This window comes from Zestomonas insulae (assembly GCF_016901015.1).
GTDB lineage: Bacteria > Pseudomonadota > Gammaproteobacteria > Pseudomonadales > Pseudomonadaceae > Aquipseudomonas > Aquipseudomonas insulae.
In genome coordinates, this window is record NZ_JAFEUP010000002.1 from 700,969 (window position 1) to 719,779 (window position 18,811).

Here is an 18,811-nt window from a genome sequence, read left to right on the forward strand (position 1 = left end):
AGCTGTTGTCTCCGCGGATACATCCGGGTCATAGGAGCGGGTGCGCTGGGCCGTGGCTTCCATCGCGGCCATGGGCCGCTCCTACAACGGATACGCGCCCTTGTCGGAGCGGACAGGAATTCGCTCCTACGAGAGCAGGGCAGGCGTGGTTCGCCAGCTGGCGGATCAGAGAATGATCTTGTCGCGCAGCTTGTCGGCGGCCTGGTTGAGTGCCTGGATGACCCGTTCCTTGTCGTAGTTCTGGATGCCGTTGGTATCCAGGTACATGGAGAAGCCGGGCAACTCGTGCTCGACGTAGCTGGAAGTGGCGCCCAGATCGCGGCGCAGGTCGACCACGTGATAGATCTGCACCGGGCGGGAGAAGCCCTTGACGGTGATCTGGCCCTTGTCGCGGCACATGATCACGTCCTTGATCAGCGAATAGGTCTCGTGGGAGATGAGGATTTCGCCGGCCTCGGCATTGCTTTCCAGGCGGCTGGCGAGGTTCACCTCGCGACCGATGATGGTGTAGTCCATGCGCGTGTCGGCGCCGAAGTTACCCACCGTGCAATAGCCGGTGTTGACGCCCATGCGGATTTCCAGCGGCTTGGTGATGCCCTGGGCGCGCCATTGCTGGCGCAGCACCTTCATGTGCTTGCGCATCGCCACGGCCATCGCCACGGCGTTCACTGCATCCTTCTTGGCGCCCTGGGTGTTCGGGTCGCCGAAGAACACCATGACGCTGTCGCCAACGAACTTGTCGATGGTGCCGCCGTACTTCAAGGCGATCTTCGACATTTCCGTCAGGTAGTTGTTGAGCAGGTCGGTGAGCGCCTCGGCTTCCAGCTCCTCGGACAGCTCGGTAAAGCCCTTGATGTCGGAGAAGAACACGGTGAGCTTCTTGCGCTGGGTTTCCAGGCGCACGTGCTTTTTGCCGCTGAAGATCATCTCCCAGACCTGCGGCGACAGGTACTTGGCCAGGTTGCGCGCCAGTCGCGCGGCCTTTTCCTGCTCCTGCTTGATCTCGCCGCGCGCCTGCGCCAGGCGCAAGCCCTGCTGGTGCATGTAATAGGCGGTGGTGCCGATGCAGAGGGTGCTGAACAGGATGCAGACCAGCGCCGGCAGCACTGGCGTGGCGGCTTTCAGCTCCGGCTGCAGCAGGCTGCCGAGCAGCAGCGCGGTGCTCCCCGCGGTCAGCAGCACCACGCCGAGCAGGCGCAGGCTGCCGCCGATCAGCGCGGCGAAGGTGAGGATCAGCAGCATCATCAGGCTGGGGACCACCGAAAGGCCCATCAGCACCGCGCCGGCGCCGACGTGCAGGGCGTCGACGATCAGCAGCCCGGTCTTCACCTGCTGCGGGTGGTCGTTGCGAAAGCGCAGAGCAATCTGGTGGGCGAGATGCGGGTAGAGCAGGCTGTAGGGCACCAGCCAGAGCACGTCGTAGGCAAAATACTGGGAGAAGGTGCCGGCGGCGAGGGTCGCCGCGGTAGCCAGGTAGGCCAGCGCGCGCGAGTAGTACATGCGCAGTGACGACGAGGGCAGGCCGTTTGACGGGGTGGGGCTGGTTGGCTTCATCGAGCGGGCACTGTCCCTGGTGAGGCTGACGCCTCGTCCGACCTCGGGCTGGCCCCGTCGCGGCGAGGCCAGAATTCTGACTGCCGGGGATCATAACCAGCCTGAATGCGGCCGCCAAGTAGGCGGGCCGCCGGTACGGGTATTGGGTCAGGCCTGTTCCATCGCCGCCTTGTAGATGGAAGTCTTGGGCTGGGCGAAGACGCGCCGCATCATCGGCTCGAAGAACGCCAGCGGCAGGTGCTCGTACTCCGGGTCGAAGGCCGCCGCGTCGTACTTGGCGCAGAACTCGATGGTCGCCAGGTACTGCGGGTGGTCCTTGAACTGCTCGCGCAGGTGCCGATCCATGCCCAGGTGATGGAAGAAGTAGTAACCCTGGAAGATGCCGTGCTTCTCGACCATCCAGTGGTACTCGGGGCTGACGAACGGCTTGAGGATGGCCGCGGCGATGTCCGGGTGGTTGAACGAGCCGAGCGTGTCGCCGATGTCGTGGAGCAGCGCGCAGATCACGTACTCCTCGTCGCGACCGTCGCGGTGCGCGCGGGTGGCGGTCTGCAGCGAATGGGTCAGGCGATCCACCGGGAAGCCGCCGAAGTCGCCATCGAGCAGCTTGAGGTGGGTGAGGATGCGGTCCGGCAGCTGTTTGGCGTAGGCGGCGAAATCCTGAGCAATGATGGCCCAGTCCTCGGCGGTGCCGTCTTCCATGTGGGTGAAGCGGGCGTGAGCGTTCATCAGGCGTTCTCTCTTTCTTATTGTCGGGAGGCTTAGAACGGGATGCGGCCGGTGAAGGCATCCTTGAGCATGACCCAGTCGCCGAGCAGCGAATAGAACGGGTACTTGAAGGTGGCCGGGCGATTCTTCTCGAATACGAAGTGACCGACCCAGGCGAAGCCGTAGCCGGCGATTGGCAGCGCCAGCAGCCACAGCCACTGCTGGGTAACCACTGCGTAGGCGAGGATGCCGAGGACCAGCAGGCTGCCGGCGTAGTGCAGGCGGCGGCAGGTCGGGTTGCTGTGTTCCTGCAGGTAATACGGGTAGAACTCGGCGAAACTCTGGAATCGATCGGCGGCTTGCGTGCTCATCACACACCTCCTGTCATTGTGTTCACGACAGCATAGGGGCGCTGGCCCATCGGGCCAGTGACATTAGGTGCCAGTTTAGTATCCTGATGCGCCGCCGAAGAGCGGGCCGTCTGCAGCCGTTTCGTAGTCAGAAGAAGGCGCCATGAGCGAACGTACGACATCCTCCAGTTGGGCCTCGGGCATTGTTCACGCGTTGGAAATGGGTGGTGTCGACTGCCAGTCGCTGTTTATCGAGTTGGGCCTCGACTATGCCGCGCTGACCGACGCCGATGCGCGCTTCCCGCAGGACGGCATGACCCGCCTGTGGGAGCGCGCCGTGCAGCTCTCCGGCAACCCGGCGATCGGCCTGAACATGGCCAGCGTGGTGCGCCCGTCGTCGTTTCATGTGGTCGGCTATGCGGCGATGTCCAGCCGCAACCTGAAGGAAGGCTTCACCCGCCTGGTGCGCTACCAGCGCATCGTCGCCGAGGGCGCCGACCTCAGCTTTCGCCCGGTTGGTGATGGCTACGGCCTGATCCTGGCGATTCACGGTGATCGGCTGGTGCCGGCACGGCAGAGCGCCGAGGCCTCGATGGCTTATACCCTGGCATTCTGCCGCTGGATGATCAGCAAGCCGCTGCGGCCACGCGAAGTGCGTTTCCAGGGCGATCCGCCGGCTGATCTGGAGCCGTATCGGCAAGTGTTCCAGGCGCCGCTGCGCTTCAATGCCGAGCACTACGCGCTGATCTTCGAGCGCGCCGACCTCGAGGCGCCACTGCCCAGTGCCAACGAGGCGCTGGCGCAACTGCACGACCGTTTTGCCGGCGAGTACCTGGCACGCTTTTCCGGCAGTCGGGTGACCCATCAGGCACGGCAGACGCTGTGCCGGCTGCTGCCGCAGGGTGAGCCCAAGCGCGATGCCGTGGCACAGGCGCTGCACCTGTCGCAGCGTACCCTGCAGCGTCGGCTGCAGGAGGAGGGCACCAGCTTCCAGCAGTTGCTCGACGACACGCGCCGCGAACTGGCCGCGCAGTACCTGGCGCAGCCGAACCTGACCCTGCTGGAAATCTCCTACCTGCTGGGCTTTGCGGATCCGAGCAACTTCTTCCGCGCCTTCCGCCGCTGGTTCGATACCACGCCGGGGGAGTATCGCGCGCAGCTGTAGATCTCACGCTGTAGGAGCGGCCCATGGCCGCGAAAGCGCCTTCGCGGCCATGGGCCGCTCCTACGGTCGTTCTCTGTGCCAGCAGTGGGAGGTCAGTGGCGCCAGAACGCCGGCATGAACAGCACCAGCACGGTGATGATCTCCAGGCGACCGATCAGCATGCCGGCGCACAGCAGCCACTTGGCCGCGTTCGGCAGGCTGGAGAAGTTGCCGGCCGGGCCGATTACCTCGCCGAGCCCCGGGCCGACGCCGGACACCGTGCTGGCGGCGCCGGTCAGCGAGGTGATCCAGTCCAGGCCGAGCAGCGACAGGCCGAGGGCGATGGCGGCGATGGTCACGGTGAAGAAGAACGAGAAGGCCAGGATCGAACGGACGATCTCTTCGTCGAGGCGGTGGCCGTTGTACTTCTGCTTGATCACCGAGCGCGGGTGAATCAGCTGCTGCAGGCTGGCCTTGAGCAGGATCCACGCGACCTGGAAGCGGAAGATCTTGATCCCGCCAGCGGTCGAGCCGGAGCAGCCGCCAACGAAGCCGAGGTAGAAGAAGATCATCAGCGAGAAGTTGCCCCACAGGCTGTAGTCGCCGAGGGCGAAGCCGGTGGTGGTGACCACCGAGGTGACGTTCACCGCCACGTGGCGCAGGGCGTCCAGCCAGTGCAGTTGGGTGGTGGCCCAGTACCAGGTGCCCATCACCAGCCAGGTCACCACCAGCAGACCGAGCATGCCCTGCACCTGGGCGTCGCGGATCAGCGCCTTGCGGTTGCCGCGCAGCGTGGCGACGTACAGCGCGAAGGGCAGGCTGCCGAGGATCATCGCCACCACCGCGACCCAGTGCACCGCCGGTTGCTGCCACTTGGCGAGCGACTGGTCGGAAGTCGAGAAGCCGCCGGTGGAGATCGCCGACATGGCGTGGTTGGCCGCGTCGAACGGGCTCATCCCGGCCCACCAGAACGCCAGGGTGGCGATCAGGGTGATACCGACGTAGGTGGCGACGATGTACTTCGCGACCATGTGCGAGCGCGGCATGATCTTGTTGCCGCTGCGGTCCGATGACTCGGTCTGGAACAGGCGCATGCCACCGATACGCAGCATCGGCAGGATCGCCACCGCCATGCCGATGAAGCCGATGCCCCCCAGCCAGTGCAGCATCGAACGCCAGATGAGGATGCCCGGCGAGGCGTTGTCCAGCCCCGAGAGCACCGTGGCGCCGGTCGCGGTGATCCCCGACATGCTCTCGAAGAACGCGTCGGTGTAGCTCATGTGGCGGGCTAGCAGGAACGGCAGGGCGGCGAACACACCCACCGTCACCCAGCTGCTGACGGTCAGCATGTACATGTCGCGCGGGCGCAGGTGTACGTGCTCCGGGCGACCGGGGACGACCAGCGCCAAGCCGGCGATGAAGGTGATCAGGCTCGACCAGAGGAAGGTGTTGAGTTCGCTGGCGCGGTCGAAGACCAGCAGGGTCACCATCGGCACCACCATGCTGATGGCGAGGGTGATCAGGAAAATACCGATGATGAAGCCGATGATGCGCAGAGTCGGCAGGGCCATGAAGTTGGGCTCGTGGACGGAATGGGCGGCAGTTTAGAGGAGGTGGCACGGCGCCGCATCTACCGCGCTGGATTGGTCGGTTTGGCGCCCGCACTGTGCGCGCTGGGTGGCGGGCGTGCGGAGGGGATTTGTGTGCGCATTGCGCCAGCCCTGAGCCCGCCGCAACAGCCGCTGATGAGAGCCCGGACAGGGTCGCCTGATCGGCTATCATGGCCGCCTCTTCGGATTCAGGAGGTGGCCCATGGAGGCACTCGACGTTCTGCTCAACCGTGTATCGACGGCTCGCCTGCAGGCGCCGGCGCCGTCGCCGGCGCAGCGCGAGGTGTTGTTTCGCGCCGCCTTGCGCGCGCCGGATCACGGTTATCTGCGCCCCTGGCGTTTCCTCTGCATCGAGGACGCCGGGCGCGAGCGGCTGGGTGAGCTGTTCGCCGCGGCGGTGCTGAACAAGAATCCCCAGGCGCCCGCCGAAGCGCTGGCCAAGGCGCGCAACATGCCGTTGCGCGCGCCCTTGCTGGTGGCGGTCATCGCCAGTCCGAAGGCCAGCCCCAAGGTGCCGGAAAGCGAACAGGTGCTGGCGGCCAGCTGCGCCGCCCACGGCATCCTGCTTGCCGCGCACGCCCAGGGGCTGGGCGCGATCTGGCGCACCGGTGATATGGCGCACGACCGTTTCGTCGCCGACGGCCTCGGGCTTGCCGCGCACGAGCAGATTGTCGCGTTCCTGTACCTGGGCAGCGTGGACGGCGAGTTGCGCACGCCGCCGGAGCTGAATCCGGCGGACTTCGTCGCCAGCTGGGGCTGAGGGCGCTAGACCGGCAGTTCGACGCGGGCGACGAAGCCGCCCGCCGAATGGTTGTCCAGCAGCAAGCGACCGCCGTGCCGCTCGATCGCCCGACGCGCGATGGCCAGGCCCAGGCCATGACCCGCTTTGCTCTGCTGCGGGGCACGGAAGAACGGTTCGCCGAGCTGACCCAGATAATCTGCCGCGACGCCCGGACCGTGGTCGCGTACCTCGATCACCGCCACCCCGGCTTCGCTGCCGGTGGCGATTTCCACCGCCTGCCCGGGCGGGCTGAAGCGCAGCGCGTTGCGCAGCAGGTTGTCGAGCGCCCTACCAAGCATGTCCGGCCAGCCCTGCAGGGCCAGGTCGGCGTCGCCGCTGAGGCGGATGTCCTGCTCGGGGGCGACCAGCAGGGCGTCATCTCGCAGTTGCTCGAGCAGGCCGCGCAGCTGGATCGGCTGGCGCGCGCCGGGGTCGGCGTCGAGGCGGGCGAGGGCGAGGATCTCGGCGATCAGTGCTTCCAGGCGATCACATTCCTGACTTAGACGCGGCCACAGCACCTCCCGCTCGCGCGGTTCGGCCCGCTCGGCAAGCGCCAGGGCGACGCGCAGGCGCGCCAGTGGCGAGCGCAACTCGTGGGACACGTCGCGCAGTAGCTGGCGCTGGCTGCCGATCAGGTCCTGCAGGCGCTGGCCCATGCGGTTGAAGTCGCCGGCCAGCACGCCGAGTTCGTCACGCCGGCGGGCCAGGCGCTCCAGGCTGTTCTGCTGGTAGGCGGTACGACCGAGGTCGTGCACCGCGCGGCGCAGGCGGTCCAGCGGGCGTGTGATCGACAGGGTCAGCATGAGGCTGAACACGGTCAGCACCACCAGCGCGATGCCCAGCGCGACCAGCGGCCACAGCAGGCTGCTGCGGTGCCAGGCGGCGAGCTCGGGGTAGGGGATGCGGTAGATGAACAGGTACGACTCGCCGTCCGGCCCGGTGAATTCCTCGGTCAGCCGACGCCACGGCAGGCGCTCGCCATGCCGCGCCTCGAAGGCGGCGGCACGCGGCGGGAAGGTGCCGCGTACCAGCGGCTCGCCGCTGTCGTCGAGGACTTGGGTGTCGATGCGGAACTTGCGTTTGCGCTGCTCGAGCAGGTCCTGGGCGGCCTGGCCGCCTTGCGCGCGATAGACCTCGACCCACTGCTCGGGCAGCGACTTGAGCGCCGGGTGACGCGCGACGATCCAGCCGTCCTGGTTCAGTGCGTGACCGAACAGCAGTGACAGACCGGCGACCAGGGCGATGGCCAGCCAGAAGCTGGCGAAGATGCGCCAGAACAATGAACGCACGGCGGCTCCTTAACAGGCAAAAGCCCGCCAGGCGTGGTGGCCTGGCGGGCGGGGTGGTTACGGACCGGGGCGGCGCTTACTGGGCCTTGTCCTTCTGCGCTTTCCAGGCCTGGAACTCGGCGCGCTCGGCACGCCGCTCTTCCATCTTCTTCTGCAGTTCGTCGAACTGCTTCTGCTGCTCCGGCGTCAGTTTGGCGCGGATGGCGCTCTGGGTCTTGTCATGCTGGGCCTTGAGCTCGTCCTGCATGGCTTTCTTCTCGGCGGCGGGCAGCTTGTCCAGGTACTTCTCGTTGATGTCGTGGCGGTTCTTCATCTGTTCGCCCATCAGCTGGCGGATGTCCTGACGCTGCTGGTCGGTCAGGTTCAGTGACTTGAAGAAGCGCGGGCCGTGGTCGCCGCCATGCCGCGGGCCACCGTCAGGCATGGCCAGGGCGAGGGCGGGCAGGGTAGCGGCGAACAGTACGGCGATAAGGGTCTTGCGCATGTGAATCTCCTTGTCTCGATTCCGGCCAGTTGCCGGATGAGCCCAGTCTAGGGAGGTCAAGGTCAAGCGCAGTCAGCCAAGGGTAAAGCCTGGGTAAAGTCGCGCGGCGTGCGTCTTGACCCAGCGTTACCCCGCTCAGCGGCTGTAGTAGTAGCCGCGGCTGCGCAGGGCGAGGATGCGCGGGCGGCCGTCGGGATGCGGGCCGATCTTCTTGCGCAGGTTGCTGACGTGCATGTCCAGGCTGCGATCGTACAGGGTCAGCTTGCGGCCCAGCGCCAGTTGCGCCAGCTCCTGTTTGTCCAGCGGCTCGCCGGGCTGCTTGAGCAGCGCTTCGAGGATGCGGCCTTCGGAGAGGGTCAGCAGCACTTCGTGATCGCCGATGATCGCCACGCCGCGGGCGGCGCTGAAGCACAGGTCGCCGACCTCCAGCTGACTGGACGCGGCCGGCGGCTGGGTGCGGCGCAGCACGGCGCGCAGGCGCGCGGTCAGCTCACGCGGGTCGCAGGGTTTGGCCAGGTAGTCGTCGGCGCCGAGCTCCAGGCCGATGATGCGATCCAGCGGCTCACCGCGCGCCGAGAGCATCAGCACCGGCAGCTCCGGGTGTTCGCTGCGCAGCTGCTTGAGCAGCTCCAGACCGCTGCCGTCGGGCAGCATCACGTCGAGGATCACCGCCGCCGGGGTGGAGGCGGCCAAGGCGGCGCGGGCGGCGACACCATCGTGGCAGGCGCTGACCCGGAAGCCCTCCTGGGTCAGCCAGGCGACCAGCAGCTCGCACAGCTCGCAATCGTCGTCGATCAGCAGCAGGTCGCTCATGGGCGATTCAGTTCAACCATTCGCGGCGGGTCTTGCGCCGTCCGCGCAGCAGCGCGCCGAACAACGTACCCACCAGCGCCACGCCGCCACCGGCGGCAAACCATTGCTGCTGCTCGTCGAGCCACTGCGGTTGCTGCTCGGCGAGCGCCTTGTTCAGCTGCAGCTTGAGGCGCTGGTTCTCCTGGCGCAGACGCGTCAGCAGGGCGCCGTCGCGCTCTTCGCCGCTGCTCTGGCTCTGCAGTTGCTCGTGGAGTTCGGCGCGTTGGCGCTCGCTGTCCGCCAGGCGTTCTTCCAGGGCGGCGAGGCGTTGGCCGTCGTCCGCCAGCGCTGGCGTGACGGTGGGCGCAGTTTCTTCGGCCTTGAGGGCGGGAGCGATCAGCAGGGTAGCGAACAACAGGGACAACATACCGTGACGCATTGGAACTCCTATTTCCTGCGGGTGGTTATCGACTATCGCAAACGGGATCGCTGAATGGGGATCAGGGCAGCACTTTCTTGAACGGCTTCACCACTACCTCGGCGTACACGCCGGCGGCGCGGTACGGGTCGGCATCGGCCCAGCGCTGCGCGGCGTCGAGCGAGTCGAATTCGGCGACGATCAGGCTGCCGCTGAAGCCGGCGGCGCCAGGGTCGTTGCTGTCGACTGCCGGGTGCGGGCCGGCGAGCACCAGGCGGCCTTCGTTCTTCAGTTGCTCGAGCCGGGCAAGGTGCGCTGGGCGCGCGGCCAGGCGGTTGTCCAGGGAATTGGCGACGTCGGTGGCGATGATGGCGTAGAGCATGTCAGTCCTTGGATTTGGCGGAGGGCGCGGTCTCGCCGTCGTGGATATGGCGGGCCAGGAAGATGCCCTGGCCGAGCAGGAACAGCAGGGTCATGGCCAGGCTGCCGAACACCTTGAAGTCGACCCAGATGCTCTGGAAGGTGAAGGCGACGAACAGGTTGGCGGCGCCACTGACCAGGAAGAACAGGACCCAGGCGACGTTCAGGCGCGTCCAGATCGGCTGCGGCAACTGGATGGCGTGGCCCATGATGCGCTCGATCAGCGGTTTGTCGCCGATGAAGTGGCTGGCGGTGAAAGCCAGGGCGAACAGCCAGCTGACCACCGGGGCCTTCCACTTGAGGAAGGTCTCGTTGTGGAACACGAGAGTCAGGGTGCCGAAGGCCAGGCAGGCGACCAGGGTCAGCCATTGGCCTTTCTCGAGGCGGCGCTGGTAAAGGAACAGTGCACCGTAGACCACCACGGAGCTGATGATCAGCATCGCGGTGGCGCTGAAAATGCCGCCTACCATAAAGGAGTGGTCAGCCAGTTCAACGGCGCGGGGATCGAGTTTGTAGACGATGAAGAACAGGATGAGCGGGATGAAGTCGACGAATTGTTTCACAGTGGCAGCCAGGCACGGGATGTGCCGGCATAATAACAAACAACCCTGAACGCGAAAGCCGCCCCTATGCATGTCGATCTGCACTGCCACAGCACCGCATCGGACGGGGCCTTGCCACCCGCCGCCGTGGTCGCGCGCGCCCATGAACGTGGCGTCCGGGTGCTGGCCCTGACCGATCACGACACCCTCGAAGGCCTCGCCGAGGCGCAGGCCGCAGCCCAGGCGTTGGACATGCGGCTGATCACCGGCGTCGAGCTGTCCTGTGGCTGGGGTGGGGCGACCATCCACGTGCTCGGCTATGCCTTCGCCACCGACGCGCCGGCGCTACGCCAGGCGCTCGGCGAGTTGCATGACGGCCGCTGGCAGCGCGCCGAAGAGATCGGTCGGCGCCTCGAGGCCAAGGGCATGCCCGGCGCGTTCGAAGGTGCGCGCGCCTATCAGCAGGAGCTGGGTGACAGTGCCAACGCGCCGGCCCGGCCGCACTTCGCGGAGTTTCTGGTGCGCGCCGGTCATGTGCGGGACCGCGCCGAGGCGTTCCGCAAGTGGTTGGGCGCCGGCAAGCTGGGTGATGTGAAGCAGCATTGGCCGACACTTGAACAGGCGGTTGCTACGCTGAAGGAGGCGGGCGCCTGGATCAGCCTGGCGCACGCGTGGCATTACGATTTCACCCGCAGCAAACGACGCAAGCTGATCGCCGATTTCGTAGCTGCGGGCGGTCACGCGCTGGAAGTGGTCAACGGCATGCAGCCGGCGGAGCAAGTCGGCAGCCTGGCCATCCTGGCGCGGGAATTCGGCCTGCTGGCCACCGCCGGCAGTGATTTTCATGCGCCGGGAGATTGGTCTGAATTGGGCATGTACCGCCCGCTGCCGGACGATTTGCCGCCGCTATGGACGCGATTCGACCATGGCCACCGAACTCTTGCTGCCCGCTGAAAAGGGAATTGATGTGAGCCAGTTCTTTCAGGTCCACCCGGAAAATCCGCAAGCGCGCCTGATCAAGCAGGCGGTCGAGATCGTCAAAGCCGGCGGGGTGATCGTCTACCCGACCGACTCCTCCTATGCCGTGGGCTGCCGTATCGGCGAGAAGAGCGCGGTGGACCGCATCCGCCGCCTGCGCCAGCTCGATGACAAGCACAACTTCACGCTGCTCTGCCGTGATCTGTCGCAGCTCGGCCTGTTCGCCAAGGTCGATACCGTGGCGTTCCGCCTGCTGAAGACCTACACCCCCGGCCCTTACACCTTCATCCTCAACGCCACCCGCGAAGTGCCGCGCATGCTGCTGCATCCGAAGCGCCGCACCATCGGTCTGCGCGTACCTCAGCACCCGATCGCCCAGGCGCTGCTCGCCGAACTCGACGAGCCGCTGATCAGCAGCAGCCTGATTCTGCCCGGCGAGAGCCTGCCGATGAGCGATCCCTACGAGATGCGTCAGGTGCTTGAGCATCAGGTCGACCTGATCATAGATGGTGGCTTTGGCGGGTTGGAAGCCTCGACCGTGATTGGCCTCGTCGACGACGAGGTCGAGGTGTTCCGTGTCGGCTGCGGTGATCCGACGCCGTTCGCCGAACTGGTGTAATCCCCGGCGCGCCGCGCAGGCGCGTCCGGGGCGCAACGGCTTACAGGGCGATGGCGACCAGGATGGCGACCAGCAGGATAATGATCACGTCAGTGGTGCTCAGCGCGCCGCCGGCCGGCAGCGAGTCGATGCGCTGGGCCAGGCTGGCGACTTCCTGAGCGGTCAGTGAATCGACCCGGCTCCTCGCCAGTGCCGCATCCACCCCCATGACCCTGAGCTGTTCCTGCACGCTGGCGCGTGTGAGGAAGTCGCGCACTTTGTCGCGGTTGGCTTGAGCCTGCTGATTGGCGACCACGTCATTGGTGGCGATCATCGCCGCCTGAGCCGGCACCTGAGCCAGGCTGACAAGGAGGAGCAGGGCACTGAACAGCGTCGTCAGAACTTTCATGTGGTTCTCCCTCGGGTCCGCAATGGACTCGTTCTACCGATCAAGTTTGTTCGGAGCCCTGCGGCAGCACTTCCCTTAACTCGATTAGAATGCCGAGGTGGCTCTAAACGCTTCGACCATGCCGGCAAATGGCCGGTTCCTTCCTTAATACGACGGCGCCATGGCGCACGAGGACTGCATGCAGGAGCACGAGGCTTCCGCCGACCAGGCTGGCGCTCAGCAGGAGCTGCCGTTCGCCCTGGTCTACGGCCAGGCGGTCACCGCACTGCCGCTCGACCTGTACATCCCGCCGGATGCGCTGGAGGTGTTCCTCGAGGCGTTCGAGGGGCCGCTCGACCTGCTGCTGTACCTGATCCGGAAGCAGAACATCGACATCCTCGATATCCCCGTGGCCGAGATCACCAAGCAGTACATGGGCTACGTCGAACTGATGAAGTCGGTGCGCCTAGAGCTGGCTGCCGAGTACCTGGTGATGGCCGCGATGCTCGCCGAGATCAAGTCGCGCATGCTGCTGCCGCGTTCCGCCGAGGCCGAGGAAGAAGAGGACGATCCGCGCGCCGAGCTGATCCGTCGCCTGCAGGAGTACGAGCGCTACAAGGCTGCAGCCGAAGACCTCGACGAGCTGCCACGAGTCGGCCGCGACATCCAGGTGCCGCGCCTCGACGCGCCGCAGGCGCGGGCGCGCAAGCTGCTGCCGCAGGTCAGCCTGGAAGAATTGCTGCTGTCGATGGCCGAAGTGCTGCGCCGCGCCGACATGTTCGAAAGCCACCATGTAACGCGCGAGGCACTGTCCACCCGCGAGCGTATGAGCGAAGTGCTGGAGCGCCTCAAGGGCGGCGGCTTCGTGCCGTTCGTCGAGCTGTTTCGCGCCGAAGAGGGCCGCTTGGGCGTGGTGGTAACCTTCATGGCGGTGCTTGAACTGATCAAGGAATCGCTCGCCGAGCTGGTGCAGAATGAACCTTTCGCGGCCATCCACGTGCGGGCAAGGGTGGAATGATGAACCTCACGGACCCCAAAGAACTGGCCTCGCTGCTCGAGGCAATCCTCCTCGCCGCCGGCAAGCCGCAGTCGCTGGAGCGCCTCTACGAACTGTTCGAGGAAGGCGAGCGCCCCGGACCTGAGGTGTTCAAGGCGGCCCTGGAGGTTCTTGCGCAATCCTGCGAAGGGCGCGCCTTCGAACTCAAGGAAGTCGCCAACGGCTATCGCCTGCAGGTGCGCGAGCGCTTCGCGCCCTGGGTCGGGCGCTTGTGGGAGGAGCGCCCGCAGCGCTACTCCCGCGCCATGCTGGAAACCCTGGCGCTGATCGCCTATCGCCAGCCCATCACTCGCGGCGAGATCGAGGACATTCGCGGGGTGGCGGTCAACAGCCAGATCGTCAAGACCCTGCAGGAACGCGAGTGGATTCGCGTGGTCGGATATCGCGACGTGCCGGGCAAGCCGGCGATGTTCGCCACCACCCGTGCGTTCCTCGACCATTTCAACCTGAAGAGCCTCGATGAACTGCCGCCGCTGGCCGCGCTGCGCGAGCTGGAGCCCGAGCCGGTGCTGGCCTTCGACGACGACGCGGCGGTGCCCGAGGCGCTGCAGGCGCGGGCCGATCTCAGTCTCGGCGAGGAAGCTGGGGCCGAAGCGGGCAGTGAGACCAGTTTCAGCAGCCTGCTCGCCGAGCTGGACGCCATGGAACAGGACCTGAAGACCGATTTCGACGACTTGCCGACCGAGCCCGAGGAGGCCGACGTCGAATTGCCCGACGAGACCCGTCACTGAACTGGGGCCGCCGGGGCGGTAGCGGGAGGGGACGATGGGTGTCGTCAAAGATCCGTGCATCAAGGTCTGCGCGTTTCACCACGAGGTCTGCGTCGGCTGCGGGCGCAGCCGGCAGGAAATCAAAGCCTGGAAGAAACTCGGCAAACCGGCGCGCCGCGCCATCCTTGCTGAGGCGGCATTGCGCTTGCTGAGCCTTGATGCCATCGGCCGGCGCAAGCGCAAGTGACCCGGATGGGCAAAGCCGCCACCACCGACTAGCCTCAACGCAGCCGTGCGGTGCGCGGCCGATCCGCGTATGATGCGCGCCCTTTCATCTATTGCTTACACCGGGAGGTGCCCAGATGAGTGAGTCCGAATTCAGCCCCAGCGGCGAAAAACTGCAGAAAGTCCTTGCCCGTATCGGTCTGGCCTCGCGCCGCGACGCCGAAGCCTGGATCACCGAAGGCCGGGTCAAGGTCAATGGCGTCGCCGCCACCCTCGGCCAACGCGTCGATCTGCATGACGCCATTTCCGTCGACGGCCGTCTGCTCAAGCGCGAAGAGCAGAGCGAAGCCACCCGTCGCGTACTGATCTACAACAAGCCAGATGGCGAGATCTGCACCCGTGACGATCCGGAAGGTCGCCCGACCGTGTTCGACCGCCTGCCCAAGCTGCGCGAAGGTCGCTGGATCAACATCGGTCGCCTGGACATCAACACCACCGGCCTGCTGCTGTTCACCACCGACGGTGAACTGGCCAACCGCCTGATGCACCCGTCCTACCAGATGGACCGCGAATACGCCGTGCGTGTGCGTGGCGAAGTCGACGAGGAGATGGTGGAGCGCCTGAAGACTGGCGTGATGCTCGAAGACGGCCCGGCGCGCTTCACCGATATCCAGGAAGCGCCTGGCGGTGAAGGCTTCAACCACTGGTACCACTGCGTGGTGATGGAAGGCCGCAACCGCGAAGTGCGTCGCCTGTGGGAGTCCCAGGGCCTGGTGGTCAGCCGCCTGAAGCGCGTGCGCTTCGGCCCGGTGTTCCTCACCTCCGACCTGAGCATGGGGCGCTGGCGCGAGATGGGCCAGTCCGAAGTCGACATCCTCAGTGGCGAGGTCGGTCTGACCGCCGTGCCGCTGCCGCCGATGACGGAAAAGGCCCGCGACAAGCTCGAGCGCATGCAGCGCAAGTCCGGCAAACCGGCCAAGCCGGCTGGTCGCGCGACCCGTCCGGAGCGCGTGCTGCGCCCGGCACACGGTTCGGCACCGCGTGGCGAAGGCGAGCGTGAGCGTCCTGCACGCGCCCCGCGCGATGACTCGGCGCGCCCGGCACGCAAGCCGCGCGACGGCGATCGTCCAGCCCGCAAGCCGCATGAGGGTGCCGATCGTCCGGCCCGCAAACCGCGTGACGAGTCGTCGGAGCGCGCTCCGCGCCCGGCCGGCAAGCGCGGCACGCCGGTCGCGGAGCGGCCGAACGACAGCAAGAAGCGCGGCACTGGCAAGCCGGTGCGTCCTGGTGTCGAACTGGCGGATCGTCCGGCGCGCAAGCCGGCGCCGGCCAAGCGTCGTCCGCCAGCCGGCGAAGGGCAGCGCCCGGGCTTCGGTCGTGGGCGCAAGCCGGAGTAAGCCGGCGATAAAAAAGGGACTCACTGAGTCCCTTTTTTATTGCCTGGCGAAAACTCAGCCGGCCATGGTCAGGCGGTTGCGCCCTTCGCGTTTGGCCACATAGAGCGCGCCGTCGGCACGACGCAGCAGGCTGTCGGCGGATTCGCCCGGCAGCAGGGTGGCGCAGCCAAGGCTCACCGACAGCTCCAGGCGGCGCTCCTGCACGGCGCACTGCAGGCTGAGCACCGCATGGCGCAGACGTTCGCCGACCATCGCCGCGCCTTCGCGGCTGGTGCTCGACAGCAGGATGAGGAACTCCTCGCCACCGAAGCGGAACACCATGTCGATGTTGCGCAGCTGGCTCTTCAGCGCCACGGCAACTGCCTTGAGCGCCTCGTCACCGACGCTGTGGCCGTGGGTGTCGTTGATCTGTTTGAAGTGGTCGAGGTCGAGCATCAGCAGCGACAGCGGGTTGAGGTTGCGGCGCGCCAGGTCCACTTCGCGCTGCAGTGCCTGCTCCATGGCGATGCGGTTGCCGGTGCCGGTCAGCGGGTCGCGCAGGGCGCTCTGCAGCGCGGTGCGGTACAGCAGGGCGTTGCGCAGCGGGAACACGAGGGTGCCGAGCAGTGACTCGAACTGGCCGAGCTCCTCGTCGCTGAAGCGCAGGTTGCGGCGGAAGATCAGTTCGCCGAGGTACTCGCCGTCATGGTTGAGGTGGTAGCTCGCCGAATGGCTGGCGCGCTCGCCCAGCTCCAGGCGCAGATCGCTGGCCGGCTGCTGGTAGGACAGGGCGGCCAATGGAATCAGGCGCTGTACCTCGCGGAAGAACAGCTCCAGGATGCGTTCCAGTTCCAGGCTGGTCTGCAGCTGCAGGTTCAGCTGCTGGCGCAGTTGGTTGAGGCTCAGCGGTCGCAACGACGGCCCGCGCTTCCCGGCAAAGCCAAGGCGCTGCAATTTGGCGGCGTCGAAGTCGATGGTGTTGGACTTTGGGGGAACCATGATTGTTGAACCTCTGGCGCGAAACGCTCTGATACTGGTGTACAGCGAATTCCGTGCCATTTCGTTCGGAATGGAAATTAATCCATATATATCAGTGGTTTATTAGTAATGGTCGGCGTGTTTTCGACGCCGATTGCCGGGAAACTGGCAAGGGAAGGCAAGGCTTTGCCGGTCGCGGCAGGTGCATCGTCGGCTTTCTGACGCGATTCCTGCCGCTCGGGTGAGCGGCAGGATTCTGACGTTACTGCGCGTCTAGGGCCTGGCCGTTGACGCCCTGGCTGTCCGGACCCATCAGGTACAGGTAGACCGGCATGATCGCCTCGGGCAGCGGGTTGTTCTCCGGGTTTTCCGCCGGATAGGCGTGGGCGCGCATGCTGGTGCGGGTGGCGCCGGGGTTGACGCTGTTGGCGCGCACGGCGCAGATACCGTCGATTTCGTCGGCCAGGGTCTGCATCAGGCCTTCGGTGGCGAACTTCGACACCCCGTAGGCGCCCCAGTAGGCGCGACCCTTGCGACCGACGCTGCTGGAGGTGAACACCACCGAGGCATCCGTCGACAGCTTGAGCAGCGGCAGCAGGGTGCTGGTCAGCATGAACATGGCGTTGACGTTGATGTGCATGACGCGCATGAAATTCTCGCCGGACAGCTGTTCCATGGGCGTGCGCGGGCCGATGATCGAGGCGTTGTGCAGCAGGCCGTCGAGGCGTCCGAAAGCGTCTTCGATGGTCGCTGCCAGTTCGTCGTACTGGTGCGGCAGAGCGGTTTCCAGGTTAAACGGGATGACCACCGGCTGCGGATGGCCGGCCGCCTCGATCGCGTCATACACCTGGTTGAGGTTCTCTTCGGTCTTGCCCAGCAGCAGCACGGTGGCGCCGTGGGCGGCGAAGGTCTTGGCGGCGGCTGCGCCGATGCCGCGCCCGGCGCCGGTGACCAGGATCACGCGGCCTTGCAGCAGGTCGGGGCGGGCGGTGTAGTCGAACATCACAAACTCTCTCTTAAACAGATCGTGGTCAGCAGGAGCACAGTGCGCTGTCGAGGACGGTGCGCAGCTCCAGCGGATGATTCACCACCACGTCGGCACCCCAGTTGCGCGGGTTGTCCTGCGGGTGGATGTAGCCGTAGGTGACCGCCGCGGTGCGCGTGCCGGCGGCGCGGCCGGCCTCGATGTCGCGCAGGTCGTCGCCGACGAACAGCACGCTGGCCGGGTCGAGGTCGAGCTGCTTGCAGGCCAGCACGAGCATTTCCGGGTCCGGCTTGGCCTTTTGCACGTGGTCCGGGCAGATCAGCAGCGCCGAGCGTGGCGTCAGCCCGAGTTCCTGCATGATCGGCGCGGCGTAGCGCACCGGCTTATTGGTCACCACGCCCCAGATCAGCTTGGCCTGCTCGATGTCCTCGAGCAGCTCGGCGATGCCGTCGTACGGCCGGGTAAGCACCGCGCAGTGGCTCTGGTAGCGCTCGAGGAATTCCAGGCGCAGCGCTTCGAACTCGGCGTGCTCTGGGTCGATGTCGAAGCCGATGGCAACCATCGCGCGAGCGCCGCCGGAGACGTGGTCACGGATCAGCTGCTCATCGCGGGCCGGCAGGCCGCGGTCGCTGCGCATGGCCTGGACCACGGCGATGAAGTCCGGCGCGCTGTCGAGCAGCGTGCCGTCCATGTCGAAAAGTACGGCTCTCAGGCGCATCACTCCTCCTTGAGCGTATGGATCATGTAGTTGACGTCGACATCGGCAGCCAGCTTGTAGTGCTTGGTCAGCGGGTTGTAGGTCAGGCCGATGATGTCCTGCACCTGCAGGCCGGTCTGCCGGCACCAGCTGCCCAGCTCGGAGGGGCGGATGAACTTCTTGAAGTCGTGGGTGCCGCGCGGCAGCAGGCGCATCAGGTATTCGGCGCCGACGATGGCGAACAGATAGGCCTTGGGGTTGCGGTTGATGGTCGACAGGAACACCTGGCCGCCCGGCTTGACCAGGCGATGGCAGGCAGCGATCACCGAGGCGGGGTCGGGCACGTGCTCGAGCATTTCCAGGCAAGTGACCACGTCGAACTGCTCGGGCAGCTCGTCGGCCAAGGCTTCGGCGGTGATCTGCCGGTACTCGACCTGCACGCCGGACTCCAGCTGGTGCAGCTGGGCGACGGCCAGCGGCGCCTCGCCCATGTCGATGCCGGTCACCGTGGCGCCACGCTGGGCCATGGCCTCGCTGAGGATGCCGCCGCCGCAGCCGATGTCGAGGACCTTCTTGCCGGCCAGGTTGGCTCGCTCGTCGATCCAGTTGACGCGCAGCGGGTTGATGTCGTGCAGCGGTTTGAATTCGCTTTCGCGGTCCCACCAGCGATGGGCGAGGGCCTCGAATTTGGCGATTTCGGCGTGATCGACGTTGCTCATGACAACTC

At 66.2% G+C, this 18,811-nt stretch carries 23 protein-coding genes; 8 read left to right on the forward strand and 15 right to left on the reverse strand.

Annotation, left to right across the window (positions count from 1 at the left end; genetic code table 11):
• Nucleotides 1-165: 165 nt before the first annotated feature.
• The 3 genes from JQX08_RS08825 to JQX08_RS08835 form a co-directional block, all read right to left on the reverse strand.
• Nucleotides 166-1,554: an adenylate/guanylate cyclase domain-containing protein gene (locus tag JQX08_RS08825; protein ID WP_205347999.1), complete on the reverse strand. Its 1,389-nt coding sequence runs from the start codon at nt 1,552-1,554 to the stop codon at nt 166-168.
• Nucleotides 1,555-1,701: 147 nt separating this feature from the next.
• Entirely contained in the window at nt 1,702-2,283 is a 582-nt protein-coding gene (locus tag JQX08_RS08830; RefSeq protein ID WP_205348000.1) for an HD domain-containing protein, read from the reverse strand.
• 32 nt (nt 2,284-2,315) lie between these two features.
• Entirely contained in the window at nt 2,316-2,633 is a 318-nt protein-coding gene (locus tag JQX08_RS08835) for an Mpo1-like protein (protein WP_205348001.1), read from the reverse strand.
• Between the two features lie 142 nt (nt 2,634-2,775).
• Here JQX08_RS08835 and JQX08_RS08840 point away from each other — a divergent pair, with 142 nt between their 5' ends.
• Nucleotides 2,776-3,777, forward strand: a complete 1,002-nt coding sequence (locus JQX08_RS08840; protein ID WP_205348002.1) for an AraC family transcriptional regulator — start codon at nt 2,776-2,778, stop codon at nt 3,775-3,777.
• Between the two features lie 92 nt (nt 3,778-3,869).
• Here JQX08_RS08840 and JQX08_RS08845 read toward each other — a convergent pair whose 3' ends face one another.
• Nucleotides 3,870-5,327: a TrkH family potassium uptake protein gene (locus JQX08_RS08845; protein WP_205348003.1), complete on the reverse strand. Its 1,458-nt coding sequence runs from the start codon at nt 5,325-5,327 to the stop codon at nt 3,870-3,872.
• A gap of 241 nt (nt 5,328-5,568) precedes the next feature.
• Between JQX08_RS08845 and JQX08_RS08850 the strand changes: the two genes are divergently transcribed.
• The gene (locus JQX08_RS08850; RefSeq protein WP_205348004.1) at nt 5,569-6,126 is read left to right on the forward strand and encodes a nitroreductase family protein; all 558 of its coding nucleotides are present in this window, start codon (nt 5,569-5,571) and stop codon (nt 6,124-6,126) included.
• Nucleotides 6,127-6,131: 5 nt separating this feature from the next.
• Here JQX08_RS08850 and JQX08_RS08855 read toward each other — a convergent pair whose 3' ends face one another.
• The 6 genes from JQX08_RS08855 to JQX08_RS08880 form a co-directional block, all read right to left on the reverse strand.
• Nucleotides 6,132-7,436, reverse strand: a complete 1,305-nt coding sequence (locus JQX08_RS08855; RefSeq protein ID WP_205348005.1) for an ATP-binding protein — start codon at nt 7,434-7,436, stop codon at nt 6,132-6,134.
• A 76-nt stretch (nt 7,437-7,512) separates the two neighbouring features.
• Nucleotides 7,513-7,920, reverse strand: a complete 408-nt coding sequence (locus JQX08_RS08860; RefSeq protein WP_205348006.1) for a Spy/CpxP family protein refolding chaperone — start codon at nt 7,918-7,920, stop codon at nt 7,513-7,515.
• Nucleotides 7,921-8,055: 135 nt separating this feature from the next.
• Complete coding sequence (locus JQX08_RS08865) at nt 8,056-8,733, reverse strand: response regulator transcription factor (protein ID WP_205348007.1); 678 nt, start codon at nt 8,731-8,733, stop codon at nt 8,056-8,058.
• Nucleotides 8,734-8,740: 7 nt separating this feature from the next.
• Nucleotides 8,741-9,151 (reverse strand): SH3 domain-containing protein, encoded by a 411-nt coding sequence (locus JQX08_RS08870; RefSeq protein ID WP_205348008.1) that lies wholly within the window; start codon nt 9,149-9,151, stop codon nt 8,741-8,743.
• 61 nt (nt 9,152-9,212) lie between these two features.
• Nucleotides 9,213-9,512 carry a YciI family protein gene (locus JQX08_RS08875; protein WP_205348009.1) on the reverse strand — a complete coding sequence of 100 codons (300 nt, stop codon included), beginning with the start codon at nt 9,510-9,512 and terminating at the stop codon, nt 9,213-9,215.
• A 1-nt stretch (nt 9,513) separates the two neighbouring features.
• Nucleotides 9,514-10,113: a septation protein A gene (locus JQX08_RS08880; RefSeq protein WP_205348010.1), complete on the reverse strand. Its 600-nt coding sequence runs from the start codon at nt 10,111-10,113 to the stop codon at nt 9,514-9,516.
• A 66-nt stretch (nt 10,114-10,179) separates the two neighbouring features.
• Here JQX08_RS08880 and JQX08_RS08885 point away from each other — a divergent pair, with 66 nt between their 5' ends.
• Both JQX08_RS08885 and JQX08_RS08890 read left to right on the forward strand, forming a co-directional pair.
• Nucleotides 10,180-11,046 (forward strand): PHP domain-containing protein, encoded by an 867-nt coding sequence (locus JQX08_RS08885; RefSeq protein WP_205348011.1) that lies wholly within the window; start codon nt 10,180-10,182, stop codon nt 11,044-11,046.
• Between the two features lie 13 nt (nt 11,047-11,059).
• The gene (locus JQX08_RS08890; RefSeq protein ID WP_205348012.1) at nt 11,060-11,689 is read left to right on the forward strand and encodes an L-threonylcarbamoyladenylate synthase; all 630 of its coding nucleotides are present in this window, start codon (nt 11,060-11,062) and stop codon (nt 11,687-11,689) included.
• A gap of 40 nt (nt 11,690-11,729) precedes the next feature.
• Here JQX08_RS08890 and JQX08_RS08895 read toward each other — a convergent pair whose 3' ends face one another.
• Nucleotides 11,730-12,077, reverse strand: coding sequence for a PA2779 family protein (locus JQX08_RS08895; RefSeq protein ID WP_205348013.1), 348 nt, complete (start codon nt 12,075-12,077; stop codon nt 11,730-11,732).
• Between the two features lie 178 nt (nt 12,078-12,255).
• Here JQX08_RS08895 and JQX08_RS08900 point away from each other — a divergent pair, with 178 nt between their 5' ends.
• The 4 genes from JQX08_RS08900 to rluB all read left to right on the forward strand — a co-directional run bounded on the left by JQX08_RS08900 (nt 12,256) and on the right by rluB (nt 15,445).
• Nucleotides 12,256-13,074, forward strand: coding sequence for a segregation and condensation protein A (locus JQX08_RS08900; RefSeq protein WP_430472517.1), 819 nt, complete (start codon nt 12,256-12,258; stop codon nt 13,072-13,074).
• Nucleotides 13,074-13,844, forward strand: a complete 771-nt coding sequence (gene scpB, locus JQX08_RS08905) for an SMC-Scp complex subunit ScpB (RefSeq protein WP_205348014.1) — start codon at nt 13,074-13,076, stop codon at nt 13,842-13,844. The genes JQX08_RS08900 and scpB overlap by 1 nt, the downstream gene beginning before the upstream one ends.
• A 34-nt stretch (nt 13,845-13,878) precedes the next feature.
• Nucleotides 13,879-14,070: a DUF1289 domain-containing protein gene (locus JQX08_RS08910; protein WP_205348015.1), complete on the forward strand. Its 192-nt coding sequence runs from the start codon at nt 13,879-13,881 to the stop codon at nt 14,068-14,070.
• Between the two features lie 115 nt (nt 14,071-14,185).
• Complete coding sequence (rluB, locus tag JQX08_RS08915; RefSeq protein WP_205348016.1) at nt 14,186-15,445, forward strand: 23S rRNA pseudouridine(2605) synthase RluB; 1,260 nt, start codon at nt 14,186-14,188, stop codon at nt 15,443-15,445.
• A gap of 54 nt (nt 15,446-15,499) precedes the next feature.
• Here the strand turns inward: rluB and JQX08_RS08920 are convergent, their stop codons facing one another.
• The 4 genes from JQX08_RS08920 to ubiG all read right to left on the reverse strand — a co-directional run bounded on the left by JQX08_RS08920 (nt 15,500) and on the right by ubiG (nt 18,803).
• Nucleotides 15,500-16,423: a GGDEF domain-containing protein gene (locus JQX08_RS08920; protein ID WP_205348017.1), complete on the reverse strand. Its 924-nt coding sequence runs from the start codon at nt 16,421-16,423 to the stop codon at nt 15,500-15,502.
• A 241-nt stretch (nt 16,424-16,664) separates the two neighbouring features.
• Nucleotides 16,665-17,405 (reverse strand): YciK family oxidoreductase, encoded by a 741-nt coding sequence (locus JQX08_RS08925; RefSeq protein WP_205348018.1) that lies wholly within the window; start codon nt 17,403-17,405, stop codon nt 16,665-16,667.
• Between the two features lie 28 nt (nt 17,406-17,433).
• The gene (mupP, locus tag JQX08_RS08930; RefSeq protein ID WP_205348019.1) at nt 17,434-18,105 is read right to left on the reverse strand and encodes an N-acetylmuramic acid 6-phosphate phosphatase MupP; all 672 of its coding nucleotides are present in this window, start codon (nt 18,103-18,105) and stop codon (nt 17,434-17,436) included.
• Entirely contained in the window at nt 18,105-18,803 is a 699-nt protein-coding gene (gene ubiG / locus JQX08_RS08935) for a bifunctional 2-polyprenyl-6-hydroxyphenol methylase/3-demethylubiquinol 3-O-methyltransferase UbiG (protein ID WP_205348020.1), read from the reverse strand. Before ubiG ends, mupP begins: the two co-directional genes overlap by 1 nt.
• Nucleotides 18,804-18,811 lie beyond the last annotated feature (8 nt).